The organism is Streptomyces nitrosporeus (genome assembly GCF_008704555.1).
GTDB lineage: Bacteria > Actinomycetota > Actinomycetes > Streptomycetales > Streptomycetaceae > Streptomyces > Streptomyces nitrosporeus.
In genome coordinates, this window is the sequence record NZ_CP023702.1 from 3,328,295 (window position 1) to 3,354,537 (window position 26,243).

Genomic DNA, 26,243 nt, shown 5'->3' on the forward strand with positions numbered 1-26,243 from the left:
GGCTGCCGTCCGGTCAGGCGGGGTCCATGTCCCGGAAGCGCTCGTAGCTCTCCGTGCCCGTGGCGCCCTTCTTCCACTCCACGGACAGGGTGTCGCCCTCCTGCCGGAGGTTGCCGACCCGGTCGTCGGCCGGGACCCGTACCCCGTCCTGCTCGCAGAGCAGCGCCATCTCCAGGAAGTCGCCGCTCTCGTCCTTCTGCCACCGGCCCTTGCACTCCAGCCCGGCACCGTCGCTGAGCACCGCGTTGATCCGGGTCGGCTCGTCGGTGTAGGCGTCGCCGAGGGCCAGCATGGTGGAGTCGGAGGCGCGCCAGACGGCCTGCAGCCCGGTCCCGGTGGGCGAGGGCAGCACCGGGTCCGAGGGGGTCTCCTCGGGCGGCGGCTGCACGCCGGAGGTCTCGCCCGACGCGTCGGGCTCGTCGGGCGCGGACGGCGACGCGGAAGCGGAAGCGCTGGGTCCGCCCTTCGCGGCGGGCGCCCCGGGGTCGTCATCCCCCTGGCCGACCACGAACCACGCCCCGCCGCCGATGACCGCCAGCGCCACCACGACGGCTCCCGCGATCAGCCCCTTCCGCCCCTTCCCGGGCCCCTGCGGGGGCGTGGGCGGAGGCGAGGGCGGATACGCGCCGTACGGGGACGGCGGCGGGGGCTGCGGCGGCTGGTGCCCAGGGGAAGGCTGGGGCGCCTGGAAAGACTGAGGCGCCGGGTGGGGCTGTGGGGGCGTCTGGGCCTGAGGCGGCTGAGAAGGCACCTGATGCGGAGGGGACACCTGGGGCTGGGGCGGTTGAGGGGGCGCCTGAGGCGGAGGGGACACCTGGGGCTGGGGCGGCTGAGAAGGCGCCTGAGGCTGGGGCGGCTGATCGGCGTACGGGTTGCCGGCGACGGGCCGGCCGCCGTGCGGATTCCCGTACCCGGCCCCGGGCGGGCCGTAGCCCGGCTGCGGCGGTCCGTACGGCGGCTCCTGCGACATGCGTTCCTCCCCCGGCCGGACGCCCTGCCGACTCGAACTCCCTTTCTATCAGCTGCGCCTGGCCGCACGCGCTCACTCCAGCAGCCCGGCCACCGCGGCCGCCTCACGCAGCACCTCGGTGAACATGGGCATGGTGAGCCGGCCGGTGAAGGTGTTGCGCTGGCTCGGGTGATAGCTGCCCAGCAGGTGCAGCTCCCGTCCGCCGTCCGTGGCGGGCAGGACGACGTGCGCGCCGTGGCCGAACGCCGGGCGGGGGCGGGGCAGCGGCCGGCCCGCCGCCGCGAGGACCGGGAGCAGGGCCTGCCAGCCGAAGGCGCCGAGGACCAAGACCGCCCGCAGGTGCGGGGCGAGCAGGGCCAGTTCGGCGGCCAGCCAGGGGCGGCAGGTGTCGCGTTCGGCCGGGGTGGGCCGGTTAGCCGGGGGCGCGCAGTGCACGGGGGAGGTGAGGCGCACACCACGCAGGGTGAGACCGTCACCGGCGCGGGTGGAGCCGGGCTGCGAGGCCAGACCCAGGGTGTGGAGCGCGGTGAAGAGGAAGTCGCCCGTCGCGTCGCCGGTGAACATCCGGCCGGTCCGGTTGCCCCCGTGCGCGGCGGGCGCGAGCCCGACCACCGCGAGGGCGGCGTCCGGCGGGCCGAAGCCGGGGACGGGCCGCCCCCAGTAGTCCTGGTCCCGGAAGGCGGCCCGCTTGTCCCGGGCGACCTCCTCCCGCCAGGCCACCAGCCGCGGGCAGGCCCGGCAGTGGGTGACGAGCCCGTCCAGCTCGCCGAGCCCGGCGCAGCGTGAGGCGTGGTGAGCCGGGAAGTCCTGGTCGTCGGGGCCCGGCACTCCCGGACCCGCTGCTTCCGCTTCGTCCATCCCCCCACGCTACGGCGCCGTACCGGGTCCGCCCCGGCTCTGCCGGTCCGGACGGCGGGGAACCGGAAGTCCGGGCGCCGCCCGGCGCGGGTGCGGGTGCGGAGAACCGCGCCTCCCACGTAGCCGCCCGCTCACGGCCCCGATGCGGCACACTGGACGTTTGGCCGTTCACGGCCGCCCCGTCGGCGGGTCCCCGCGGCAGGGCAGTAGCAGAGCAGAAAGGGCCGACGCGTGAGTGGACCCCTCATCGTCCAGAGCGACAAGACGCTGCTCCTGGAGGTCGACCACGACCAGGCCGAGGCCTGCCGTCGTGCCATCGCCCCGTTCGCGGAGCTGGAGCGTGCGCCGGAGCACATCCACACCTACCGGGTCACCCCGCTCGGCCTGTGGAACGCCCGTGCCGCGGGGCACGACGCCGAGCAGGTCGTCGACGCCCTCGTGGAGTACTCGCGCTACCCGGTGCCGCACGCGCTTCTCGTCGATGTCGCCGAGACGATGGCGCGGTACGGCCGGCTCACCCTCTCCAAGCACCCCGTCCACGGCCTGGTGCTGACCACCACCGACCGCCCGGTGCTGGAGGAGATCCTCCGTTCCAAGAAGGTCCAGCCGCTCGTCGGCGCCCGCATCGACGCCGACACGGTGGCCGTGCACCCCTCCGAGCGCGGCCAGATCAAGCAGACCCTGCTGAAGCTGGGCTGGCCCGCCGAGGACCTCGCCGGGTACGTCGACGGCGAGGCGCACCCGATCGAACTCGACCAGGACGGCTGGTCCCTGCGCCCGTACCAGCAGCAGGCCGTCGACGGGTTCTGGCACGGCGGCTCCGGTGTCGTCGTCCTTCCCTGCGGCGCCGGGAAGACGCTGGTCGGCGCCGGGGCGATGGCCCAGGCCAAGGCGACCACGCTGATCCTGGTCACCAACACCGTCTCGGCCCGGCAGTGGAAGCACGAGCTGGTGAAGCGCACCTCGCTGACCGAGGACGAGATCGGCGAGTACAGCGGTACGCGCAAGGAGATCCGGCCCGTCACCATCGCCACCTACCAAGTGCTGACGACCCGGCGTAAGGGCGTCTACCCGCACCTGGAGCTGTTCGACTCCCGGGACTGGGGTCTGGTGGTCTACGACGAGGTGCACCTGCTGCCCGCCCCCGTCTTCAAGTTCACCGCCGACCTCCAGGCGCGGCGGCGCCTCGGGCTCACGGCGACGCTGGTGCGCGAGGACGGGCGCGAGTCGGACGTGTTCTCGCTGATCGGGCCCAAGCGGTTCGACGCGCCGTGGAAGGAGATCGAGGCGCAGGGCTACATCGCGCCCGCCGACTGCGTCGAGGTCCGGGTCAACCTCACCGACTCCGAACGCCTCGCGTACGCGACGGCCGAGGCGGAGGAGAAGTACCGGTTCTGCGCGACGACCGCGACGAAGCGGAAGGTCACCGAGGCCCTCGTGCGCAAGCACCGGGGCGAGCAGACCCTGGTCATCGGGCAGTACATCGACCAGCTCGACGAGCTCGGCGCGCACCTGGACGCCCCCGTGATCAAGGGCGAGACCAGCAACGCGCAGCGCGAGAAGCTGTTCGACGCGTTCCGGCGGGGCGAGATCAGCGTGCTGGTGGTCTCGAAGGTCGCCAACTTCTCGATCGACCTGCCGGAGGCGACCGTCGCCATCCAGGTGTCGGGGACGTTCGGCTCGCGCCAGGAGGAGGCGCAGCGGCTCGGCCGGGTGCTGCGGCCCAAGGCGGACGGGCACGAGGCACGGTTCTACTCGGTGGTCGCCCGGGACACGATCGACCAGGACTTCGCGGCGCACCGCCAGCGGTTCCTGGCGGAGCAGGGGTACGCGTACCGGATCGTCGACGCGGACGAACTGCTCGCGGAGCCCGGCCCGGAGAGCTGACCGGGGTCGGCTGGGTCCGGGCCCGGCTGGGTCCGGGGCCGACGGGCGACCGGGGCTGCCGGGCAGTGGAAGTTGCCGGGCGTCCGGGCCCGACGGAGTCCGGAGCTGCCGGGCGTCCGGTCAGCGGTGGCGGCGGACGACGCCCGCCTCCTCGGCGTACTCGCCGAGGACGGCCACCCCGAAGGCGGTGCGCGCGAAGACCCCGACCGCGCGCGCCGCGTCCCCGAGGCGGTGACGGTGCGGCCGGCCGGTCGCGGGGGTGGCGCCGTGCGCGGGGCCCGTTCTGCGCGGGTTCAGGTAAACGGTGCTCATACGTTCCATGGTGCGCCGCGTTCCCGCGTCCGGGCATCGGCCCGGGGACGGACGCGGGTGGCGGTGCGCGTGGTCCTCAGGGCCCATGCCCTCCCCTACTCCGGGGCCCGTGCTTCCCCTACGGGGTGCGGCCGTTATCCGTTCGCCCCCGCCGGGCGCCGTGGATACAATCGCCGGTCTGCCCGCCTCCCCACCGTGTACCGGGCCGCCTCAGCGGCGGCCGGCAGCCGGGGAGTGCCGCCGACCGGACGGAAACCGGCCGACAACAGCCGTACGCGAACCGTGCGTACACATCTGTGAGAGTCCCCGCGGGACCGTGCGCCGTGCGCGGCCCCGCGCACCGCGTCGAAAGCCGGAGGCGACACCGTGCCCGCGCACGAAGCGACAACAGGAACCGAAGCGGCCGCCCCCGGAGCGGCCGGTGATCCACTCGCGAGGGAACGCGCCCACCTCGCCGCCTCCCGCGCCGCTCTGCGCGCCATGCGCGAGGACGTACAGGCCCTGGACATCCGCGACGTCACGGCGAACTGGGTCAACGCCGCCGTCCTGCAGGCCCAGATCGACGACCGGATCAAGGCGCTCGCCGATCTCGCGCACACCCCGCTGTTCTTCGGCCGTCTCGACTACCTCCACGCGGTGGGAGCCGAGGCCGCGGAGGGGGCGGAGGGGGAGCGGTTCTACATCGGCCGCCGCCACGTCCACGACGCGCACGGCGACCCCATGGTCATCGACTGGCGCGCACCGGTCTCGCAGCCCTTCTACCAGGCGTCCAGGAACAACCCCCTCGACGTCGACCAGCGGCGCCGCTTCGGCTACACCGGCGGCGAGCTGACCGCGTACGAGGACGAGCACCTCTCCGATCCGGACGAGGCCGAGCAGACCAGCAAGCTGCTCCAGGCGGAGATCGAGCGGCCCCGTGTCGGACCGATGCGTGACATCGTCGCGACGATCCAGCCGGAACAGGACGAGATCGTCCGCAGCGGGCTCGGCGGGACCGTCTGTGTCCAGGGAGGCCCCGGCACGGGGAAGACGGCGGTGGGCCTGCACCGTGTCGCCTACCTGCTCTACGCGCACCGGGAGCGGCTCGCCCGCACCGGCACCCTCGTCATCGGGCCGAACCGGTCCTTCCTCCACTACATCGAGCAGGTGCTGCCCGCCCTGGGCGAACTGGAGGTGAAGCAGGCCACCGTCGAGGACCTGGTGGCCGGACGCGCCGAGGTCCGGGGTACGGACGAGGCGCCGGCCGCGGTGGTGAAGGGCGACGCCCGGATGGCCGAGGTGCTGAGGCGGGCGATCCGTTCCCATGTCACCCCGCCCGCCGAACCGGTCGTGGTGGTGCGCGGCTCCCGCCGCTGGCGGGTACCGGCGTACGAGATCGAGGAGATGGTCACCGAGCTGCTGGCCCGTGACATGCGCTACGGCGCCGCCCATGAGGCGCTGCCGCAGCGGATCGCGCACGCCGTCCTCGTACGGATGGAGGAGGCGGGCGAAGCACCTGACGACCGGGTGCAGAACGCGGTGGCCCGCAATCCCGCGGTGAAGGCGGCCGTCAAGGCGATCTGGCCGGCGGTGGACCCGGCGAAGCTGGTGCTGCGGCTGCTGACGGACGCGGATTTCCTCGCCACGCACGCGGACGGCCTCCTCACCGAGGAGGAGCGGAAGCACATCCTGATGGTGAAGCCCGCCCGCAGCGTGAAGTCGGCGAGGTGGACGGCGGCGGACGCGGTGCTGATCGACGAGGCGTCCGACCTGGTGGCGCGGACGCACTCGCTGGGCCACGTCGTGGTCGACGAGGCGCAGGACCTGTCACCGATGCAGTACCGCGCGGTGGGGCGCCGCTGTTCCACCGGCTCGGCGACCGTGCTGGGCGACCTGGCGCAGGGGACGACCCCTTGGTCGACGCGGAGCTGGGAGCAGGCGTTGTTCCACCTCGGCAAGCAGGACGCGGTGGTGGAGGAGCTGACGGCCGGTTTCCGTGTGCCCCGCGAGGTGATCGCGTACGCCTCCCGGCTGCTGCCGGCGATCGCCCCCGGGCTCGCACCGGTGGAGTCGGTGCGTGAGGCCCCCGGCTCGCTGACCGTGCGCGCGGTGACCGGTGTGGTACCGGACGGGGACGAGGGCGGGGCCGGTGGCAGCGGCGGGCTGGACGCGGCCGTCGTCGCGGCGTGCGAGGAGTCGCTGGGCCACGAGGGGTCGATCGGACTGATCGCGGCGGACGCCCGTGTCCCCGCCCTGGCCGCCGCCCTCACGGCGGCCGGGCACCACTACCTCTCGCCCGGCGAGGAGACGTCCGCCCGTTCCCGGCTGACGCTGGTGCCGGCGTCGCTGGCCAAGGGGCTGGAGTACGACTACGTGGTGCTGGACGAACCGGCCGCCGTGGTGGGCGGCGAACCCGACGAGCGCACCGGCCTGCGCCGGCTGTATGTGGCCCTGACCCGTGCGGTGTCCGGCCTCACCGTGCTGCACGCCGCCCCGCTGCCGGCGCAGCTGGTGTGACGGACGGGGCGGACGGAGCGGGCCGGGCAAAGGTCCGGCGGGCCGGGCGGACCGGGCAAAGGTGCGGCGGGCCGGGCGGACCGGGCAAAGGTGCGGCGGGCCGGGCGGACCGGGCAAAGGTGCGGCGGGCCGGGCCGGGCGGGGCCGGCGGCGGCCGGTCCCGCCCCGTACCGGCCCGCCCGTCCCGGCCCGTACCCGCTCCGTCCTGCCCGTCGCCGGGCGCGGCGGGCGCGGCGGGCGCGTCAGGCGTCGAGCGTCGCGCGCCACTCCCGTACCGCCGCCACGTCCACCGGTCCCGACCAGCCGTCGGGCCGGGCGGCTCCGCCGATGTGGAAGGCGTCGATGCCGGCCGCCAGCAGGCGGGGCAGATGGTCCAGGCGCAGACCGCCGCCCACCATGATCCGCGGTTCGTAACCGGGCAGGCCCGCGCGGGCCGCCTCGGCCAGCAGGGTCGGGATGCCGTCGTCCACACCGGTGGCCGCCCCCGCCGTGAGGTAGGTGTCCAGGCCCGGTACGTCGGCGAGATGGGTGCGCAGGGCGTCCCGGTCCACGGCGCGGTCGATCGCCCGGTGGAAGGTCCAGCGGCAGCCGTCGAGTTCCGCGACGAGCCGTTCGACGGCCACCAGGTCGGCGTGGCCGTCCCGGTCCAGGAAACCGAGGACGAACTCGTGTGCCCCCTCGGCCCGGATCTCCCGTGCCTTCTCGACCAGTACATCGATGTCACCGGCCGCGAATCCGTCCGCCGCCCTGAGCATGACCCGCATGGGGATGTCCACGGCGGACCGGATCTCCGCGACGGTCTTCGGGGAGGGCGTCAGACCGTCGGCGGCCATGTCGGTGACCACTTCCAGGCGGTCCGCACCTCCCTCCTGGGCCGCGACCGCGTCCTCCGCGTCGAGTGCGATCACCTCCAGGAGTGCACGGTTGCTCATGGGTTTCCCATTCTTCGGAGCGGCAATAGGTCTAGTCCATTGACCAGCCTACGGGGCGGCCACCCCGGGGCGCAGCCTCCCGCCCGATCGCATACCGCCGTTTCCGCCGCGCCGGGCACCCGTACCCGCACGGAAGCGGGAGGCCGCCGGTGCGCCACTCGTACGGTGGACGCACCGGCGGCCTCCCGCCGGGTGCCGGGCCCTCGTCAGGGCTGGATCGGCATGGACCAGCAGTTGGAGCCGGCCGCCTTGCCCGAGAGCCGGTCGGTCATCCAGGAGATGGCACTGCCCTGGTCGGTGAGCATCGGGGTGAGGTGGTTGGTGAGGATCTTGTCGCCGAGGTTGGGCAGGATGACCGGTTCGTAGGTGACGGCCGCGCCCTTGCGGCACCAGTCCACCGCCAGACGGCGCGCCTGCTCGTGCCCCACGATGTCGTCCTGGATACCGGTGGCCAGGCGCACCGGGCCGGTCGGCTTGAGGTCGCCCAGGCGCTGGGCGGCGAGCACGGCCCGGAGCTTCGGTTCGGCCGCGATGATGTCGGCGAGCGGCTTGCCGTTCGCGGTCCACTTCTTGCTGTTGGTGAAGCCGTAGCCGAGGATCGCGTCACCCACGCACATGGTGGCGGTGTCCGCGAGGGCGGCCTTGCCGGCGGCGTTGGTGTTCGCCTCGACGATCGGCTTCAGCGACGGGTCGGCCTGCGCGAAGCCGTTGATCGACCAGCCGAGCGCGCCCGCCAGGGCACTGCCGTCGATGCCCTTCATGACCTCCGTCAGGTCGGCCGGCGGGGCGCCCGCGTAGGTGCCGGCCAGTTCGACGTCGGGGGCGTAGAGGGGCTGGAGTTCGGCGGCCGCGGCGCTGGCGCCCCCGCCCTGGCTGTAGCCGTACAGACCGACGCGCGAGGCGGCGGTGAGCGATGTCCCCGGAAGACCCCGTGCGGCGCGGACCGCGTCCAGCAGGGCATGGCCCTCGTCGACGCGGTTGACGTAGGTGTGGAGCCGGTCGGTGGTGCCGAGGCCGGCGTAGTCGGTGACGACGACGGCGGCACCCGCGGCCAGGAAGCGGTAGGCCGCCAGGTTGTCGTAGCCGATCGACAGCGTGCCCTCGCCGATGGTCAGGGGGTGCTGGAGGGCGAGCGACGGCGCGCACTGGTCGCCCTGGCCCATGGTTCCCGAGGCCAGCGCCACCAGAGGACGGGGGCCGGAGCCCTTCCACGCGGCGGAGGGCTCGATGTAGGCGCCGGTGACGGCGACCGGCTGCCCGGCGGAGTCCGTCGACTTGTACATCAGCCGCGTGGCCGTCCCCGGCAGCGGGCGGCCGTCGAGGCCGGGCAGGCTCAGGCCGAGCGGCAGCGGCTCGGTACGGACGAGGGCCCCGTCGGCGGCGGGCAGTCCGGCGGGCGGGGTGTAGAAGGCGGGGATGGTCACGCCCCTGGACACCACGGACTGCGTACCGCCCGTTTCGGTGGCGGCCGATGCGGCGGGTACGGCGTAGGCACCCAGGCAGGCCGCGGCCGCGACGGCGGCCACCGCCAGGCGGCCGGTGCCCCGGCGGCGGCGGAGGCCGGAACGGTCAGGGTGGGGGGTGCTCGTGTTCGAGCTGGAACGGGTGATCTCGATGGGACCCACGGCTCACTCCTCGCTCTGCTCGGATGGAGGTGAGCGCAAGCTAGCACCGGAGGGTTACCCATGGTAACTCACCGGTAAGTTACGCTTCGGTAACGCACCCGGCGGCCGCTCACGGCCCGGGGCTTGAGGCCGTGGGGCCGTCAGGTCGTGGGGCTGTCGGGCCGTGGGGCCTTGGGCTGGGGGCCTTGGCTTGTGGGCTGGGAGCCTTGGGCTGTGGGCCTGTCAGGCCGTGGAGTTGTCGGGCCGACAGGCCGTCAGGCCGCCACGAAGCGCACCGGGGTCCCCGGGACCGCCTGGGCGGCCGCCGGGAGGGCGGACGCGGCTACCACCCCGACGACCGGATAACCGCCGGTCGTCGGATGGTCGTTGAGGAACACCACGGGACGCCCGTCCGGCGGCACCTGCACGGCTCCCAGCACCATGCCCTCGCTGGGCAGTTCACCGCTCCGGGAACGCTCCAGGGGCGGTCCCTCGGTACGCAGCCCGATCCGGTTGCTCTGCGCGGAGACCCGGTACACGGCGGTGGTGAGCGTGTGCAGCGCGGCCGGTGTGAACCAGGCGTGGCGCGGCCCCGGCCACAGCGGCAGGACCAGTTCGGCCGGGGCGCCCGGCCAGGGCACCGCGTCGGCCGGGCACCCCCCGCGCCCGCCGCCGTCCCCGCCCAGAGGCAGTACGTCACCGTCGCGCAGGACGGGCGGCCCGAGCCCCGAGAGCAGGTCGGCCGACCGGCTGCCGAGCACCCGTTCCGACACCAGGCCGCCGCCGAACGCCAGATAGCCGCGCAGTCCGCGCAGCGCGGGACCCGCCTCCAGCACGGAGCCCTCCGGCACCCGGACGGGCGCACCCCAGGCGGCCGGCCGGCCGTCCACCGTCACCCGGCACACCGCCCCGCCGACGACCACGACGGTGTACGGGGCGCCGGCCGGGCGGACGGCGCAGCCGGTGAGGGTGGTCTCCAGGACGGCGGCGTCCGGCGGGTTCCCGGCGAGCCGGTTGGCCAGGATCCGGGCCGGTCCGTCCAGCGCACCCGCCCGGGGCACGCCGAGATGGGCCCAGCCCCTCCGGCCCGCGTCCTGCACCGTGGTCAGCGCACCGGCCCTGACCACCTCGATCCGCCGGCCCGTCCCGCCCACACCGCCGCCACCGGCCGCCCTGCCCGCCACCTCACCTTCCCCGGCCCGCCGGTTCATCCCGCCTCCACGAACCGCACCCGGACCCCGGGCCCCAGCAGTGCGGCCGGTTCGCGCTCCGGGTCCCACAGGGTGTCCGGCTCCGGCATGTGCCCGACGATCTGCCAGCCGCCGGGTGAAGCGCGCGGGTAGACACCGGTGTAGGGCCCGGCGAGGGCCAGCGCACCGGCGGGCACCCGGGTCCGCGGGGTGGCCCGGCGCGGTACGCCCAGGTGGCCGGGGAGACCGGTGAGGTAACCGAACCCCGGCGCGAACCCGCAGAAGGCCACCCGGAATTCCGTACCGGAGTGGATCCGGGCCACCTCGGCGGTGTCCACCCCCCACGCCCCGGCCACCTCGGCGAGGTCGGGGCCGTCGTAGACCACGGGTATCTCGACGGCCGTACCGGCGCCCCGGGGCAGGGGCGGTACCGCCCAGGTCAGGAGTCTGCGTGCCAGCGTGCGGTCACCGACTCCGTCGAGCAGGACGGTCCGGGCCCCCGGGACGATCTCCCCCACGGCGGGCAGCTCCCCCTCCGCACGGCGGCGCAGCAGTTCCGCGTGGAACGCCTCCGCCGCCTCCCCGGAGCCGCACTCCACCAGCAGCGCGTCCGGCCCGGCCGGCAGCACCCGCAGCCCGGCCGGGCGTGTGTCCCCGCCGGTGCGCCCGCCGGATCCCGCCGGCTCCCGGCGCATCCTCATGTGAACGCCCGTACCGTCACGCCCGCGTCCTCCAGCGCACTCCTGACGCGCCGGGCGAGGGCCGCCGCGCCGGGGGTGTCGCCGTGCACGCACAGCGACCTCGCGCCGACCGGTATCCGGCTGCCGTCGGCGCTGACGACGGTCCGTGCGACCGCCATGCCGACGCTCCGGCGGACGACCTCGTCCGCGTCGTGCACCACCGCGCCCTCCTCGCCGCGCGGTACGAGGGTGCCGCGGGGGGTGTAGGCGCGGTCGGCGAACGCCTCCTCGACCGCGGTGAGGCCCGCCGCGCGGGCGTGGTCGAGGAGCAGCGAGCCGGGCAGGCCCAGGACCGCGGGACGCCCGCCGGCGAGCAGCACCCCGGCGACCACCGCGGCGGCCTGTTCCTCGTCGTGGACGGTGCGGTTGTACAGGGCGCCGTGCGGTTTGACGTACGACACGGTGGAGCCCGCCGCCTCGGCGAACACCCGCAGCGCGCCTATCTGATATGCGGTCTCGGCGGTGAGTTCGGCGGCCGGTACGTCCATGGCGCGGCGCCCGAAACCTGCCAGATCGCGGTAGGAGACCTGGGCCCCGATCCGTACCCCCCGGGCCGCCGCCGCATCGCAGACCCGCCGCATCACGGAGGCGTCACCGGCATGGAAACCGCAGGCCACGTTGGCGCTGGTGACACAGGTCAGCAGCGCCTCGTCCTCGGTGAGGGTCCAGCGCCCGAACCCCTCGCCGAGATCCGCGTTGAGATCCATGGTGCCGGGTCCCACGGTGCCGAGACCCCTGGTGCCGGGCTCCACGGCGTCGAGGCCCCTGGTGCCGGGCTCCACGGTGCCGAGACCCCTGGCGCCGGGCTCCACGGGACCGGGGTCCGGGATGAGGCCACGGGCGGCCGGGTCCCCGCCGCCGTCGGTCCGGTCCGCCCGGTGCGCCGCTTCTGTCACGGCCGCACGCTAACCAGTGGCCGCCTCTCCCGACAAGGCCCCCGGGGCCGCCGCCCCGGCGGGCGGGCGGCTCTACAGTCGCCTTCATGACCGACGCCCAGACACTCCGTATCCGCTGGCAGGACGCCCTCCTGGCCGCCCGGGGCACAGCCTCCGGCCCCGATCCCCTGCCGTACGCGGACAACCTGCTGGAACGCTGGGCCGAGCCTCAGCGGCGCTACCACACCGTCGCGCACCTGGCCCAGGTCCTGGACCAGGTCGACACCCTCGCCGCGCACGCCACCGCCCCGGACCTGGTGCGTCTGGCCGTCTGGTTCCACGACGCCGTCTACCGGCCCGACCGTTCGGAGAACGAGGAACGCAGCGCCGCACTCGCCGAACGCGCCCTGCCCGAGGCCGGTCTGCCGGACGCGGCGACCGCCGAGGTGGCCCGGCTGGTGCGGCTCACCGTCACCCACGACCCGGCACCCGGCGACACCGACGGGGAGGTCCTGTGCGACGCGGACCTCGCGATCCTGGCGTCCGGCCCGAAGGAGTACGCGGCGTACGCGGCGCAGGTGCGCGAGGAGTACGGCTTCGTCCCGGACGAGCTCTTCCGTACGGGCCGGGCGGACGTCCTGCGGCAACTGCTGGGACTGCCCCGCCTGTTCCGCACCCCGCACGGCGCGGCCGAGTGGGAGTCCCGCGCACGGCAGAACCTGACGACGGAGCTGGAACTGCTCACCGGCTGAAAGGGGACGGGCCCGGCTGCCGGGACGGCGCGGCCCGGCATGCTCCGGTACGGGCCGGCCGGCCCGTACCGGGGAATGAGCGGCAGTACGGCGCTGTTGGAGAGTGTCATGCCCGAATACGCCTCCGGTCGCCGGACCCGTATGCCCCTGGCCGTGTACATCCTCGGCCTCTCGGTCTTCGCCCTCGGCACCAGCGAGTTCATGCTGTCCGGGCTGCTGCCGCCGATCGCCGACGACATGGACGTGTCGATACCCCGGGCCGGACTCCTGATATCCGCCTTCGCGATCGGCATGGTCGTCGGCGCGCCGCTGCTGGCCGTCGCCACGCTCCGCCTGCCGCGCCGGACGACCCTCATCGCGCTGATCTCCGTGTTCGGACTGGGCCAGGTCGCGGGTGCGCTCGCACCGACGTACGACGTGCTGTTCGTGTCCCGGGTGGTGAGCGCGCTGGCGTGTGCCGGGTTCTGGGCGGTCGGCGCGGCCGTCGCCATCGCGATGGTGCCGGCCGGCTCCCGTGCCAGGGCGATGGCCGTGATGATCGGCGGTCTGTCCATCGCCAATGTGCTGGGCGTGCCGCTGGGCGCCTTCCTCGGCGAACACTTCGGCTGGCGCTCGGCGTTCTGGGCGGTGGGCGCCGCCTCCGCCGTGGCGCTGGCCGGGGTCGTCACCCGGATCCCGCGTATCCCGCTGCCGGAGCAAAAGCCCCGGCTGAGGCGGGAACTGGCGATCTACCGGGACCGGCAGGTGTGGCTGGCCATCGTCATCACGGCGCTCGCCGCGGGCGGCGTGTTCTGCGCGTTCAGCTATCTGGCACCGCTGCTGACGGACGTCGCGGGGCTGGGTACGGCCTGGGTGCCGTGGGTCCTGGCGCTCTTCGGACTCGGCGCACTGGTCGGTACGACGATCGGCGGCCGGGTCGCCGACGCCCACCTGTTCGGTGTGCTGCTGAGCGGCATCACGGCGTCGACCGTCTTCCTGGTCGCGCTGGCCCTGTTCGCCTCCAGCCAGGTGGCGGTGACCGGTCTGGCGTTCCTGCTCGGCCTGTCCGCGTTCTTCACGGCCCCGGCCCTCAACGCCCGGATGTTCGACATCGCCGCCGCCGCCCCGACCCTGGCGGGTGCGACGACGACAGCCGCTTTCAACCTGGGCAACACGAGCGGCCCGTGGCTGGGCGGTGCGGTCATCGACGCCGGCTTCGGCTTCGAGGCGACCGCCTGGGCGGGCGCGGCGATGCTCGTCGTCGGTCTGGCGGCCGTGGCACTCGCACTGCGGCTGGGCGCCCGCAGTGGCGACAGCGCTGGCGGCAGACCGTCCCGGCTGGTCGCCGGGGCGGACAACGGCGTCCTGACGGACGCGGCGGTCCCGCAGCCACTGTCCGGCCCCCGCACCTCCGGCGGCAGGTGAGCGCCGGTGGCTACGCCGGCGCGGGGCGGCCCTTCGGGCGCCGCAGCCCGGCTTCCGTGAGCCGGCGCACGATCTCCTTGGAACCGACCTCCTTCGCGCCCGCGCGCACCGCGTCGGCGTAATGGGCCTCAGGTACGTCGTAGTGGTCCCGCTCGAAGGCGCGGGGCGGGCAGCCGATGGCGGCGGCGAAGGCGTGCAGTTCCTCGAACGACTCGTCACTGACCAGGTGCGACCACATGCGGCCGTGCCCTGGCCAGGTGGGCGGGTCGATGTAGACGGTCATCGGCGCAGCACTCCGGCGAGGCCCCCCACCGGGGCGATGGCGACCGCCGCCTTTGTGCACACCCAGTGCGGATCGGGGCCCAGTTCGGGTTCGACGTCGAGTGCGTGCGGCCCGCCCTCCGTGCACACCGGGCAGAGCGGCCAGCGGCCGTAGCGCTCCAGCAGGGCGTCCTGGACGTCCTGGGCGATCAGGCCGGTCACGAAGGACACGCCCTCGGGCCACTGCTCGGCCCACCACCGCCGGTGGGTCACCGCGTCCTCGACCAGCGAGACGATCTGGGCATCGGCGACGTCACCCGCGACGAGATCGGCCATCACCAGCGCGCGTGCCGCGTGCAGCGCCTGCTCCAAGGGGTTCAACTCCATGGACCCATTGTCCTCCCCCCGCCCCCTCGCCTTCGCCTCCCTCCCCTGCTCCACGCCTCCTCCGCCCGCCCCCGCCGCCAGGGCGGTCGCGGTGCGATCAGGGGCGCGGCCAGAAGTGCGGCCAGAAGTGCGACCAGGGGCGCGGCCACGAGGAGGAACGTTTTTCCACAGGTAGGGACCAAAGAGGGTTGACGAGGTACCGGGTTGAAAATATCTTTCAAACGTGACGAATGACGTGAAGGAAATTTTCAGCGCGGACTCCCCGCCGGCTCCGGCGGCCCTGGCCGCCAAGGTGCGGACCCTCGCCCCGTCCATGACCCGGTCCATGCAGCGGGTCGCCGAAGCGGTGGCGGGGGACCCCGCCGGGTGTGCCGCGCTCACCGTCACCGGTCTCGCCGAGCTCACCGGGACCAGCGAGGCCACCGTCGTCCGCACCGCCCGCCTCCTCGGTTACCCGGGTTACCGGGACCTGCGCCTGGCACTGGCCGGACTCGCCGCCCACCAGCAGTCCGGCCGCGCTCCAGCGGTCACCGCCGACATCGCGGTCGACGACCCGATCGCCGACGTCGTCGCCAAGCTGGCCTACGACGAGCAGCAGACCCTCGCCGACACGGCGGCCGGGCTCGACACCGTCCAGCTCGGCGCGGCGGTCGCCGCCGCCGCGACCGCCCGCCGCATCGACGTCTACGGTGTCGGTGCCTCCTCGCTGGTCGGCCAGGACCTGGCGCAGAAACTGCTCCGGATCGGCCTGATAGCGCACGCCCACACGGACCCGCACCTCGCCGTCACCAACGCCGTCCAGCTCCGCTCCGGAGACGTCGCCATCGCCATCACCCACTCCGGGTCCACCGGCGACGTCATAGAGCCGCTCCGGGTCGCCTTCGACCGCGGGGCGACGACGATCGCCATCACCGGCCGCCCGGACAGCCCGGTGTCGCAGTACGCCGACCACGTACTGACCACCTCCACGGCCCGGGAGAGCGAGCTGCGCCCCGCCGCCATGTCCAGCCGGACCAGCCAGCTGCTGGTCGTGGACTGCCTGTTCATAGGGGTGGCGCAGAGCACGTACGAGACGGCGGCACCCGCGCTGTCCGCGTCGTACGAGGCCCTCGCCCACCGTCACTCGCCCCGGAGCCGCTGACCCCGGAGCCGCCGGCCCTCCGAAACCGCCGGCTTCGAAGCCGCAGCCCCTCCGGACCCGGGCTCCCGGCCCCCCGGACCCACCACCACCGCCACCCGCACCCGCACCCGCACCCGCACCCGCCTGAGAACGAGAAAGCAGAGCCGCCGTCCATGACCCCCACCACCGACGCCACCTCCGGCGCAGCCCCCGACGCGACCGCCCCGGCCTCCGCCGCCTCCGGTGGTTACGGCGAGCTGCGGGCACAGCTCGCCACGCTCACCACCGAGGCGTTCCGCCCGGAGTTCGCCGAGATCGACCGGCTTCCCACGGAGGAGATAGCCCGCATCATGAACGGCGAGGACAGCACCGTCCCCGTCGCCGTCTCCCGGGTGCTCCCGGAGATCACCGCCGCGATCGACGCCACCGCCGCGCGCATGGCACGTGGCGGGCGGCTGATCTACGCGGGCGCCGGTACGGCGGGCCGCCTCGGTGTCCTGGACGCCAGCGAATGCCCGCCGACCTTCAACACCGACCCCTCCGAGGTCATCGGTCTGATCGCGGGCGGCCCGTCCGCCATGATCACATCGGTCGAGGGCGCCGAGGACAGCAAGGAGCTGGCCGCGGACGGCCTGGACCGGCTGGGCCTCACCGCCGAGGACACCGTGGTCGGCATCTCCGCCTCCGGGCGCACCCCGTTCGCCGTCGGAGCCGTCGAGCACGCCCGTGCGAAGGGCGCGCTCACCATAGGTCTCTCGTGCAACGCGGACTCGGCGCTCGCCGCGGCCGCCGAACACGGTCTGGAGGTGGTCGTCGGCCCCGAGCTGCTGACCGGGTCCACCCGTCTCAAGGCGGGCACCGCGCAGAAGCTGGTCCTCAACATGATCTCGACGATCACGATGATCCGGCTCGGCAAGACCTACGGGAACCTGATGGTCGACGTCCGGGCTTCCAACGAGAAGCTGCGCGCCCGCTCCCGCCGGATCGTGTCGCTCGCCACCGGTGCCTCCGACGAGGAGATCGAAGCGGCACTCGCCGCCACCGACGGCGAGGTGAAGAACGCCGTCCTCACCATCCTCGGGGGTGTCGACGGCCCCACCGCCGCCACACTCCTCGCCGAATCCGACGGTCACCTCCGAGCCGCCCTCGCGGCCGTACGCACCACCTGACGCACCACCGGCACCGCTCCCCGCACAGCAAGGCACCACGCACCATGGCTACTGAAGACAAGAACCGTGCCACCGCCGCCGCGCTCCTCCCCCTTGTCGGTGGCGCGGCGAACGTCGGCTCGATCGCCCACTGCATGACGCGGCTCCGGCTCGGGCTGCACGACCGCTCCCTCGTCGACGACGAGGCGCTGAAGGCCCTTCCCGCCGTCATGGGCGTGGTCGAGGACGACACGTACCAGATCGTCCTGGGACCGGGCGCCGTCGCCCGGGTCACGCCGGAGTTCGAACGCCTGGTCGAGGAGGAGCGGGCAGCCGCCCCCGCGGACGCCACCGCCCCCACGTCCGAGGAGCTCGCGGACCGCGGTGCGGCGATCAAGGCCCAGCAGAAAGCGCGGAACGCCACGCCGTTCAAGCTGTTCCTCCGCCGGATCGCGAACATCTTCGTCCCGCTGATCCCCGCCCTGATCGGGTGCGGCATCATCGCGGGCCTCAACGGCCTGCTGGTGAACCTCGACCTGCTGCCTTCCGTCACCCCGGCCCTCGCCGCCATGGCGTCCGGCTTCATGGCTCTGATCGCGGTCTTCGTCGGCTACAACACCGCGAAGGAGTTCGGCGGCACGCCGATCCTGGGTGGTGCGGTCGCCGCCATCATCGTCTTCCCCGGGGTCGCCGACATCGACGCCTTCGGCCAGACCCTGTCCCCGGGCCAGGGCGGTGTCCTCGGTGCCCTCGGCGCGGCGGTCCTCGCGGTGTACGTCGAGAAGTGGTGCCGCCGCTGGGTCCCCGAAGCCCTGGACGTCCTGGTCACCCCGACCCTGACGGTCCTGATCTCCGGCCTCGTCACGATCTTCGGCCTGATGTACGTGGCCGGTGAGGTCTCCTCCGCCATCGGTACGTTCGCCGACTGGCTGCTCTCCACGGGGGGCGCGGGAGCGGGCTTCGTGCTCGGCGGGCTCTTCCTGCCCCTGGTGATGCTCGGTCTGCACCAAGCTCTCATCCCCATCCACACCACCCTGATCGAGCAGCAGGGATACACCGTCCTGCTTCCGATCCTGGCCATGGCCGGCGCCGGCCAGGTCGGTGCGGCCGCCGCGGTCTACCTGCGCCTGCCGCGCAACGAATCGATCCGCAGGACCGTCAGGTCGGCGCTCCCCGCAGGCCTGCTCGGGGTCGGCGAGCCGCTGATCTACGGTGTGTCGCTGCCACTGGGCCGTCCGTTCGTCACGGCCTGTGTGGGCGGTGCGTTCGGCGGGGCGTTCGTCGGCCTGTTCAACCAGCTCGGCGACGCGGTGGGCTCCACGGCCATCGGCCCGTCCGGCTGGGCCCTCTTCCCGCTCCTGGACGGCAACCGCGGTCTGGGCACGACGGTCGCGGTCTACGCGGGCGGCCTGGTGGCCGGTTACATCGCGGGATTCGTCGCCACGTACTTCTTCGGCTTCAGCAAGTCCTTGCTGGAGGAGTTCAACGTCTCGCAGGAACCGGCACCCTCCACCGTCGCGGCATCCGGCAGCCGCACGACGGGCACCGGTGGCAGCGACCGCCCCGGCGACTCCGGCGACCCCGGCGACTCCGGAGCGAAGGAACCGGCCGGGGTCTGAGGACCGGGGCCGAGGACGGGCGGCTCAGCGAGGTGAGGGGCGGCGGACCCCGCCCCGGCTACCCGTACTCCGGCCCCGGTCGCCCGCCCTCCGCCCCCGCACCGCACCGTTCCGATAAACCAGAAAAACTCCGTGTGTAAGAAATGGCTTCAGGGGCACCAGAAGTGTCGGAGGTTGATAACTATGGTTCCCCTGCTTCTCGTTCTGCTGCTCGCTCTCATCCTTTTCGGTGCGGGCTTCGCACTCAAGGCACTGTGGTGGATCGCAGTCATCGTCCTGGTGGTCTGGCTGATCGGATTCATCGTCCGTCCCACGGCGGGCAACGGCCGTCGTGGCCGGTGGTATCGCTGGTAGAAATGCCCTCTTTCACCGGCACGGAAGCGGACGGCACCGGGTGTATACAGATATCCGGTGCCGCCCGCTTTTCCCGTTGCCGGGACCCTCAAAGAAATGAACTTCCCGCATTCCGCGGCTCCGTGCTTCCGGGGCCGCGCACTTCCCGGGCTCCGTGCTTCCGGAGCCGCGTGCTTCCGGAGCCCGCGCTTCCAGCACTCCGCGTTTCCGGGGCTCCGCAGCGCCGGGCCCCGCGCGTATACGCCGGTACGCCCCGCCGAAGCCCGTAGAGCCATGCCCACGGCCCCGGAGCCGTAACGCTTCGGGCCGGCCCTCGCTCCCGGCGGGTGTGCGGTACCGGCCGGCCGTCACACCGCCGAGTCGAGGCGGGCGCGCTGCTCTGCGGTCAGTTCCAGTGCCGTCCCCGCGAAGGCTTCGTCCAGCTGCCCGGTCGTGCCGACGCCGACGACCGGCGTCGCCGCCGGACTCCCTCCGGCCGGCCAGGACAGCACCACCTGGTTGCGGTTCGTACCGGTCAGCAAGACCCTGTCACCTGCCCTCGGCCCGGGCCGGCCGGCCGCATCCGTCGCCATGGCTCCGGCGCTGCGGGCCGCGAACCCCGTCGCCCCCGTGCCACCGGTCCTGGACCGGCTCGCCCTGGCCGCCTTCATCGACCGCGGCTGGTACGACGCGCACCTGCGTGCGGCCAGGCAAAGATTCCGTTCCCGTCGTGACCTGCTGGTCCACACCCTCGCGGACCGGGTGCCGCAGGGCCGGGCGTCCGGCACGGCCGCCGGGCCGCACATCCTGCCGTACCTCCCGGACGGCACCGGCACGCACGCGGCGGTACGCGCCACTTCGTCCGCCGGACTCCGCCTGACGGACCTGGACGCCTGCCGACTTGCGGGCTCGGGTGGACCGGCGCTCGTCCTGGGGTACGGCACCATCAGCGACACCGAGACACCCCCGGCCGTCGCGCTCCTCGGCGAAGCACTGAGTGGCGTCACAGCCCTCTGAACGCCCGGACGGCCTGCTCCGGCCTCGCCTTCCCCGGTCTCACCTTCCCCGGGCGACGGGCTCCCCGCCGCCCCCGCTGCCCACCGCCCCCGCCGCGTCTCCGCCCGTCCGCTCCTGGGCGCCCGGCGTCCCCCGCCTCCGCCGCTTCCGCCCCGCTGAAGTGCCGCGCCCCGTCGTCCCGCCACTCCGGTCCTCACCGCTCGCCGCTCATCGCGGCAGCTGCCCCTTCCGGTTGATCTCCGTGACCCTGGCCCGCAGCACCAGCCCCGGCGACGCGGGCCGGACGGACTCCGGCGGGCAGTCCCACTCCGCGCCGCCGCCCGGCGGGCGCAGTTGCACATACGGTCCGACGCGCCCTATCACCCGGCCCACCCGCCCGTCCCGGCTGTCCACCGCGAAGGTGCCCGGCTCGGGCGTACACGGCTCCAGCCCTTCCACCGTCATGAGCGGCCGCCTCCGCCTGCCGCCTTACGCGCCCCCGGCACCGTCGTCTCCCGCACCGCCGTGGGCTCGGGCGCGGGTGTCGCGTCGTGCCGCTCCTCGATCACCGCGCACAGCCGCAGCACCGTGTCCACCGTGCACCGGCCCAGATCCACCAGCGGCAGAGGTTCCCTGGCCGCGCACGACACCGGGTCGACCCGCAGGGAGGGCAGCTTCACACCGGCCTCCGCGAGCCCTGCGCGTAGCCGCGCCACCGCGTCCTCCGCCGCCCGCACTCTGCCCGCTGCCTCGTCGCGCCGTTCCGTAGCCGTCATCATGATCTTCCCCATTTCCACGCTACGTAGCGGCTATGCATACACAGCGTGGTTGATTCACGGACGATGCGGAGCGCGACCGGCAGAGGCGGGGCACCATCGCTCCCCGCGCCGGCCCGCCCGGCCGGGCACGGGCCGGACACATCCCCGGGCACGGGCCGGACACGTCACCGGGCACGTCACCGGGGCGCGTGCCCCCGGGTCACCGCCCCTGCCTCTCACCCCCGTGGCGGGCCGTGGCCAGCTGGGTCGTGGCCAGCTCACGGTAGAGCTCGTCCTCCTCGACCAGTTCCGTGTGGGTGCCCGAGGCGCGGACCCGCCCCTCCTCCATCACGACGATGCGGTCGGCGTGCACCACGGTGGACAGCCGGTGCGCGATGACCAGGACGGTCGTCCGTCCCGCCAGGGAGACGACGACATCGCGCAGATACTGCTCGTTGACGGCGTCCAGCTGCGAGGTCACCTCGTCGAGCAGCATGAGCCGCGGGCGGCGCAGCAGGGCACGGGCGATGGCGACGCGTTGCCGCTCGCCGCCGGAGAGGGTGACCCCCCGGTGCCCGACCGGCGTGTCCAGTCCTTCGGGCAGCCGGTCGACGAGGGCGTCCAGCCGGGTCCGGGCCAGGGCCTCGGCGATCTGTTCGCCGGTCGCCCTCGGAGCCGCGAGAAGCAGGTTCTCCCTCAGGGTGCCCGCGAGCACCGGGGCGTCCTGCTCGACGTACGCGAGCGAGGCGCGCAGTCCGGCCAGCGGCCAGTCCCGGATGTCGAGTCCGCCGACCGTGACGGTGCCCGCCTGGTGCTCGTGGAACCGTTCCAGCAGGGCGAAGACCGTGGACTTACCGGCGCCCGAGGGGCCGACCAGCGCGACGAGGCCACCGGCCGGCACATCGAAGGTGACGCCCCGGTGGGCAGGGGGACGCTCGTCGTCGTACCGGAGGACGACGTCCTGGAAGGACAGCCCCAGAGGACCCGCCTCCGGGCGGCCGACGACCGACGGAACCGGTACGGACTGAACCGGTACGGACGGTGCCGGTGCAGGCAGCGCAGGCACGGGCAGGGCCGGTTCGGACGGAGCCGGTTCGGACGGCAGGGACTCGATCTCGTGGATACGGCGTACGGCGGCCAGGCCGCTCTGGAGCCCCGTCCAGCCCTCGACGAGGCCGCCGATCGGGCCCATCAGATAGAAGAGGTAGAGGAGGAAGGCGATCAGTGAGGAGATCTCCAGGGAGCCTGAGGCCACCCGCGCCCCGCCGACCCCGAGAACGGCCAGGAAGGCGAGCTGTACGGACATCGTCATCATGACGTCCGAGACGGAGGACCAGCGGGCGACGGTCACCCCCCGGTCGTGGGCGTCACGGGCCGCCTCGGCCAGGCGTACGGTCTCCCGTTCCTCGGCGCCGTTCGCCTTCACCGTCCGGAATGCCTGGAGCACCCGGTCCAGGGCCGCCCCCATGGCGCCCACCGACTCCTGGGCCTGGAGCTGGGCGCGCTGGATCCTCGGCATCAGCAGACCGGTCACCACCCCGACGGCCAGGACCACGAGCAGGGTGACCCCGAGCAGGGTGAGGTCCATGTAGGCCATGAAGCCGACGATCCCGGCCAGCATGAGCACACTGTTGACCGACTCGACGACACCGCTGGACAGGACCGTGCGCAGGAGCGTGGTGTCACTGGTGACGCGGGACTGGAGGTCGCCGGGGCGATACGGTCGACGGCGGGCACCCTCAGCCGCAGGATGTGTCCGACGAGGCGGTCCCGTGCCCGCAGGACGACCCCCTCGCCGGTACGCGCCATCAGGAAACGCCCCGCCGCGGAGAGGCAGGCGCCGGCCAGGACGACCGCGGTCAGCGCGACGAGCGGCCCGGCGGGCGATCCCCCCTCGGCGAACGCCTCGACGGTGTACTTGGCCATCAGGGGCATCGCCAGACCCGCTCCGGACCCGGCCAGCGACAGCACGCCCGCTCCCGCCAGCACCCGCCGGTGCGGGCGGATCCGGTCCAGCAGCAGCCGTATCGGCGGGGTGTCAGGCGGCCCCCCGGGCCCCCATCCCGTCACCCCCGGACCGGCCGGCCCGGTCCCGGCGGTCCGGGGGCCGTGTGCCCCGGACGCCCTCGTGCCGGTGAACGCGCCCTCGGTGTCCGGTGGTTCCTGGCCCTCCGGCTCTTCCCGGTCCGCCCGCCGTGTCGTCGTGCCCATCCGGTCCCCCTCCGTGCGCCGAGACAGTCGTCAGCGGACGGAGGTCGGCGGCCTCCGCCTGCTCCCCGGCCGTTCTCCCCGCCTGCGCCCAGGCGTGCGGGGAGAACGGCGGCGTGGTCCGCGCACCCGCGCACCAGTCGGACCAGGTCCCCGGCATCCGGCCGACCGACCGGCACGACCGCGATGGAGCGGGGCAGGCAGCCGTAACCGCCCGCGCAACGGCGGCTGGTGCCCACCACGCTCCCGTACAGCTCCAGGGTGTCGCCGTGGGCTGCGGGACGCGCACCCCGCCCGATGCGGGCCGTCACCCGGCGCAGCCTCCCGGACGCGACCGGGCCAGGACGAAGGCGGCGGCGACCCGACCCGCACCGTGAGCCCGCCGGGCACACAACCGCGGCGGGGCATCGTCATCTCGGCAACCGCGTAACCGGAGTTACCGATGTGCAGCGTGTGAGTGCCAGGCCCATCATTTCCGCTTCCCGGCCGGTTATGTGCGACCGCGATGAACTTTCGGAACTTGGCCTGATCATTCGTCCGGTCACCCGCGACCAGCCGCCCCACCGGCACCCGGCCTGTCGCCAGGACCGTACCGAAGCCGCCTCAAGAGCCTTGCCATCCGCACGGACGGCCTTGTCACGGCCTCGCCCCGCTCGGGCGCCGGGCACCGGCCCTGGTCCGCGCCACCGCACCGGCGCACCGCGGCGGCGCGGGGCGACTTCACGTACTCATCCGGCCACAGCCGCCCGCATTTTTGTTGCACAAGCAACCAAAATGCGGGCGGCTGTGGCCCGGGAGCATCCCGGGGCACCCCCGGAACGCGGAACGACGCCGGCCCCCGGGACGAATCCCGGGGGCCGGCGTCGGACAGGTGGTGCGAGGGGCCATGGCCCCGCGGAGTGTGACTCCGCGGTGCCGGGCTCCCGTCGAGCCGCTGATCCCGGAGGGCCAGCCGGACCGCTGATCCCAAAGGATCAGAAGTCCATGTCACCGCCCGGCATGCCGCCCGGAGCGGCCGCGGCGGCCTTCTCCGGCTTGTCGGCGATGACGGCCTCGGTGGTGAGGAAGAGCGCGGCGATGGACGCGGCGTTCTGCAGGGCGGAGCGCGTGACCTTCGCCGGGTCGAGGATGCCCTCGGCGATCATGTCGACGTACTCGCCGGTCGCGGCGTTGAGGCCGTGACCGATCGGCAGGTTGCGCACCTTCTCGACGATGACGCCACCCTCGAGACCACCGTTGACGGCGATCTGCTTGAGCGGGGCCTCCAGGGCCAGCTTCACGGCGTTGGCGCCGGTCGCCTCGTCGCCCGTGAGGTCCAGCTTCTCGAAGACGGCCGTGGCCTGGAGCAGAGCCACGCCACCACCGGCGACGATGCCCTCCTCGACGGCGGCCTTGGCGTTGCGCACCGCGTCCTCGATGCGGTGCTTGCGCTCCTTGAGCTCCACCTCGGTCGCGGCACCGGCCTTGATGACGGCCACGCCGCCGGCCAGCTTCGCGAGGCGCTCCTGGAGCTTCTCGCGGTCGTAGTCCGAGTCGGAGTTCTCGATCTCGGCACGGATCTGGTTGACGCGGCCGGCAACCTGCTCGCTGTCACCCGCCCCGTCCACGATCGTGGTCTCGTCCTTGGTGATGACGACCTTGCGGGCGCTGCCGAGCAGGTCCAGGCCGGCGTTCTCCAGCTTGAGACCGACCTCCTCGGAGATGACGGTGCCACCGGTGAGGATGGCGATGTCGCCGAGCATGGCCTTGCGGCGGTCACCGAAGCCCGGGGCCTTGACGGCGACGGACTTGAAGGTGCCACGGATCTTGTTGACGACCAGGGTCGACAGGGCCTCGCCCTCGACGTCCTCCGCGATGATCAGCAGGGGCTTGCCCGACTGCATGACCTTCTCCAGCAGCGGAAGGAGGTCCTTCACGTTGCTGATCTTGGAGTTGACGATCAGGATGTACGGGTCGTCGAAGGACGTCTCCATACGCTCCATGTCGGTGGCGAAGTACGCCGAGATGTAGCCCTTGTCGAAGCGCATACCCTCGGTGAGCTCCAGCTCCAGACCGAAGGTCTGGGACTCCTCGACGGTGATGACGCCTTCCTTGCCGACCTTGTCCATGGCCTCGGCGATCTTGGCGCCGATCTCGGTGTCGGCAGCGGAGATGGAGGCCGTCGAAGCGATCTGCTCCTTGGTCTCCACGTCCTTCGCCTGCTCCAGGAGGGCGGCGGAGACGGCCTCGACGGCCTTCTCGATACCACGCTTCAGAGCCATCGGGTTGGCACCCGCGGCGACGTTGCGCAGGCCCTCGCGGACGAGCGCCTGAGCGAGAACGGTGGCGGTGGTCGTACCGTCGCCGGCGACGTCGTCCGTCTTCTTGGCGACCTCCTTGACCAGCTCCGCACCGATCTTCTCGTACGGGTCCTCGAGCTCGATCTCCTTGGCGATGGAAACACCATCGTTGGTGATCGTGGGCGCGCCCCACTTCTTCTCGAGGACGACGTTACGGCCCTTGGGGCCGAGGGTGACCTTGACGGCGTCGGCGAGCTGGTTCATCCCGCGCTCGAGACCGCGCCGTGCCTCCTCGTCGAACGCGATGATCTTGGCCATGTGAAGTGGTCCTCCCGGACAGGGGTGGATTGCTCCGGACCGAGTGGCGCCCGCGACGGACGGCCTGCCTGCCCAGTGGTTCCTTGCCCCACGGAGCGTGCGGGCCTCACCGGCCCGGTCCAAGTTCTGTCACTCTCACTAGGAGAGTGCTAACGCCAATAATTAGCACTCGACCCCTCCGAGTGCAAGCGCCTTCGAAGAAGGCTCCCCTCCGGGGTGGTGGCCGGGCGACGGGCGGGAGCGGGGCCTTCTTCCCGCCGCGGGCGGCCGGGTCGCTCCGGTGCGCCGTTCACGCACGCAGGGCCCGTACCTCCCTGCGGAGGTACGGGCCCTGCGTGCGTGAGTAGTGTTGTCGACCGACGCGCCGAGCTCAGCCGACGGCGAGCTTGACCATGTCCGCCTGGGGCCCCTTCTGGCCCTGCGAGATCTCGAACTCAACTCGCTGACCCTCTTCGAGGGTGCGGTACCCGTCCATCTGGATCGCACTGTAGTGGACGAAAACATCCGCACCACCGTCGACCGCGATGAAGCCGTACCCCTTCTCCGCGTTGAACCACTTGACGGTGCCCTGAGCCATGCCTAACTCCCCTATTACTGGCCCTTGCACGAGCCCGCACTTCGCGGGCCCGGGTCAGAAGTCACCCTCCGACAGGAGAGGGTGGCGTGCGTCGGAACGCGTCGACCGCGGCTGAATGTATCTGTCCAACTGCCCTCTGCAACAGGTCAATCGGACGAGAATTCTGAGCGCAGCTGAACGCCCGGATGCGGAAATCGGAGGAGATTCCAGGGCAAGTCG

Annotated in this window: 24 protein-coding genes and 1 pseudogene; 9 read left to right on the forward strand and 16 right to left on the reverse strand. The window is 73.1% G+C overall.

The genetic code is table 11. The annotated features are described in order from the left end of the window. Positions 1-13 precede the first annotated feature (13 nt). Together CP967_RS14675 and CP967_RS14680 are read right to left on the reverse strand one after the other, a co-directional pair. Entirely contained in the window at positions 14-547 is a 534-nt protein-coding gene (locus CP967_RS14675) for a hypothetical protein (RefSeq protein ID WP_229888539.1), read from the reverse strand. 495 nt (positions 548-1,042) lie between these two features. Continuing rightward, complete coding sequence (locus tag CP967_RS14680; RefSeq protein WP_150488416.1) at positions 1,043-1,828, reverse strand: uracil-DNA glycosylase; 786 nt, start codon at positions 1,826-1,828, stop codon at positions 1,043-1,045. 231 nt (positions 1,829-2,059) lie between these two features. On the opposite strand from CP967_RS14680, the gene CP967_RS14685 reads away from it, so the two are divergent. Continuing rightward, a complete protein-coding gene (locus CP967_RS14685) occupies positions 2,060-3,715 on the forward strand; it encodes a DNA repair helicase XPB (protein ID WP_150488417.1) in 1,656 nt (551 codons plus the stop codon). 120 nt (positions 3,716-3,835) lie between these two features. Here CP967_RS14685 and CP967_RS14690 read toward each other — a convergent pair whose 3' ends face one another. Beyond that, the gene (locus CP967_RS14690; RefSeq protein ID WP_150488418.1) at positions 3,836-4,027 is read right to left on the reverse strand and encodes a hypothetical protein; all 192 of its coding nucleotides are present in this window, start codon (positions 4,025-4,027) and stop codon (positions 3,836-3,838) included. A 366-nt stretch (positions 4,028-4,393) separates the two neighbouring features. Between CP967_RS14690 and CP967_RS14695 the strand changes: the two genes are divergently transcribed. After that, entirely contained in the window at positions 4,394-6,523 is a 2,130-nt protein-coding gene (locus tag CP967_RS14695; RefSeq protein WP_150488419.1) for a HelD family protein, read from the forward strand. Positions 6,524-6,765: 242 nt separating this feature from the next. On the opposite strand, the gene CP967_RS14700 is transcribed toward CP967_RS14695, so the two are convergent. The 5 genes from CP967_RS14700 to CP967_RS14720 all read right to left on the reverse strand — a co-directional run bounded on the left by CP967_RS14700 (position 6,766) and on the right by CP967_RS14720 (position 11,696). Further along, positions 6,766-7,455 carry a copper homeostasis protein CutC gene (locus CP967_RS14700; protein WP_150488420.1) on the reverse strand — a complete coding sequence of 230 codons (690 nt, stop codon included), beginning with the start codon at positions 7,453-7,455 and terminating at the stop codon, positions 6,766-6,768. A gap of 206 nt (positions 7,456-7,661) precedes the next feature. Then, complete coding sequence (locus CP967_RS14705) at positions 7,662-9,065, reverse strand: lipase family protein (RefSeq protein WP_373300402.1); 1,404 nt, start codon at positions 9,063-9,065, stop codon at positions 7,662-7,664. Between the two features lie 269 nt (positions 9,066-9,334). Beyond that, entirely contained in the window at positions 9,335-10,270 is a 936-nt protein-coding gene (locus CP967_RS14710; protein ID WP_150488422.1) for a 5-oxoprolinase subunit C family protein, read from the reverse strand. After that, positions 10,267-10,950 (reverse strand): 5-oxoprolinase subunit B family protein, encoded by a 684-nt coding sequence (locus CP967_RS14715; RefSeq protein ID WP_167535382.1) that lies wholly within the window; start codon positions 10,948-10,950, stop codon positions 10,267-10,269. The genes CP967_RS14710 and CP967_RS14715 overlap by 4 nt, the downstream gene beginning before the upstream one ends. Beyond that, a complete protein-coding gene (locus CP967_RS14720) occupies positions 10,947-11,696 on the reverse strand; it encodes a LamB/YcsF family protein (RefSeq protein ID WP_150491850.1) in 750 nt (249 codons plus the stop codon). The genes CP967_RS14715 and CP967_RS14720 overlap by 4 nt, the downstream gene beginning before the upstream one ends. Positions 11,697-11,971: 275 nt before the next feature. Between CP967_RS14720 and CP967_RS14725 the strand changes: the two genes are divergently transcribed. Both CP967_RS14725 and CP967_RS14730 read left to right on the forward strand, forming a co-directional pair. Continuing rightward, complete coding sequence (locus CP967_RS14725; RefSeq protein ID WP_150488423.1) at positions 11,972-12,616, forward strand: HD domain-containing protein; 645 nt, start codon at positions 11,972-11,974, stop codon at positions 12,614-12,616. A 141-nt stretch (positions 12,617-12,757) separates the two neighbouring features. Further along, entirely contained in the window at positions 12,758-14,020 is a 1,263-nt protein-coding gene (locus CP967_RS14730; RefSeq protein ID WP_167535505.1) for a Cmx/CmrA family chloramphenicol efflux MFS transporter, read from the forward strand. Between the two features lie 10 nt (positions 14,021-14,030). On the opposite strand, the gene CP967_RS14735 is transcribed toward CP967_RS14730, so the two are convergent. Both CP967_RS14735 and CP967_RS14740 read right to left on the reverse strand, forming a co-directional pair. Beyond that, a complete protein-coding gene (locus CP967_RS14735; RefSeq protein WP_150488425.1) occupies positions 14,031-14,303 on the reverse strand; it encodes a DUF4031 domain-containing protein in 273 nt (90 codons plus the stop codon). Further along, positions 14,300-14,668, reverse strand: a complete 369-nt coding sequence (locus CP967_RS14740; RefSeq protein ID WP_150488426.1) for a hypothetical protein — start codon at positions 14,666-14,668, stop codon at positions 14,300-14,302. Before CP967_RS14740 ends, CP967_RS14735 begins: the two co-directional genes overlap by 4 nt. A gap of 223 nt (positions 14,669-14,891) precedes the next feature. Here CP967_RS14740 and CP967_RS14745 point away from each other — a divergent pair, with 223 nt between their 5' ends. The 4 genes from CP967_RS14745 (at position 14,892) to CP967_RS14760 (ending at position 18,909) form a co-directional block, all read left to right on the forward strand. Next, entirely contained in the window at positions 14,892-15,809 is a 918-nt protein-coding gene (locus tag CP967_RS14745; protein ID WP_150488427.1) for a MurR/RpiR family transcriptional regulator, read from the forward strand. Between the two features lie 152 nt (positions 15,810-15,961). Beyond that, positions 15,962-16,957 (forward strand): N-acetylmuramic acid 6-phosphate etherase, encoded by a 996-nt coding sequence (gene murQ / locus CP967_RS14750; RefSeq protein WP_150488428.1) that lies wholly within the window; start codon positions 15,962-15,964, stop codon positions 16,955-16,957. A 44-nt stretch (positions 16,958-17,001) separates the two neighbouring features. Continuing rightward, positions 17,002-18,555 (forward strand): PTS transporter subunit EIIC, encoded by a 1,554-nt coding sequence (locus CP967_RS14755; protein WP_150488429.1) that lies wholly within the window; start codon positions 17,002-17,004, stop codon positions 18,553-18,555. Positions 18,556-18,738: 183 nt separating this feature from the next. Next, a complete protein-coding gene (locus CP967_RS14760; RefSeq protein ID WP_150488430.1) occupies positions 18,739-18,909 on the forward strand; it encodes a hydrophobic protein in 171 nt (56 codons plus the stop codon). Positions 18,910-19,256: 347 nt separating this feature from the next. On the opposite strand, the gene CP967_RS14765 is transcribed toward CP967_RS14760, so the two are convergent. After that, positions 19,257-19,430: a hypothetical protein gene (locus CP967_RS14765; RefSeq protein WP_190175138.1), complete on the reverse strand. Its 174-nt coding sequence runs from the start codon at positions 19,428-19,430 to the stop codon at positions 19,257-19,259. A gap of 49 nt (positions 19,431-19,479) precedes the next feature. Between CP967_RS14765 and CP967_RS14770 the strand changes: the two genes are divergently transcribed. Next, positions 19,480-19,905, forward strand: a complete 426-nt coding sequence (locus CP967_RS14770) for an aminotransferase-like domain-containing protein (RefSeq protein ID WP_150488431.1) — start codon at positions 19,480-19,482, stop codon at positions 19,903-19,905. Positions 19,906-20,112: 207 nt separating this feature from the next. Here the strand turns inward: CP967_RS14770 and CP967_RS14775 are convergent, their stop codons facing one another. The 5 genes and pseudogenes from CP967_RS14775 to CP967_RS14800 form a co-directional block, all read right to left on the reverse strand. Beyond that, positions 20,113-20,349: a hypothetical protein gene (locus tag CP967_RS14775; protein WP_150488432.1), complete on the reverse strand. Its 237-nt coding sequence runs from the start codon at positions 20,347-20,349 to the stop codon at positions 20,113-20,115. Then, positions 20,346-20,675 (reverse strand): hypothetical protein, encoded by a 330-nt coding sequence (locus tag CP967_RS14780; RefSeq protein WP_229888469.1) that lies wholly within the window; start codon positions 20,673-20,675, stop codon positions 20,346-20,348. The genes CP967_RS14775 and CP967_RS14780 overlap by 4 nt, the downstream gene beginning before the upstream one ends. Before the next feature lie 187 nt (positions 20,676-20,862). Then, positions 20,863-22,853 (reverse strand): annotated as a pseudogene (locus tag CP967_RS14785) (ABC transporter ATP-binding protein). 971 nt (positions 22,854-23,824) lie between these two features. Then, positions 23,825-25,447, reverse strand: coding sequence for a chaperonin GroEL (gene groL, locus CP967_RS14795; RefSeq protein ID WP_150488433.1), 1,623 nt, complete (start codon positions 25,445-25,447; stop codon positions 23,825-23,827). A 370-nt stretch (positions 25,448-25,817) separates the two neighbouring features. Beyond that, the gene (locus tag CP967_RS14800) at positions 25,818-26,024 is read right to left on the reverse strand and encodes a cold-shock protein (protein ID WP_003967346.1); all 207 of its coding nucleotides are present in this window, start codon (positions 26,022-26,024) and stop codon (positions 25,818-25,820) included. Positions 26,025-26,243 lie beyond the last annotated feature (219 nt).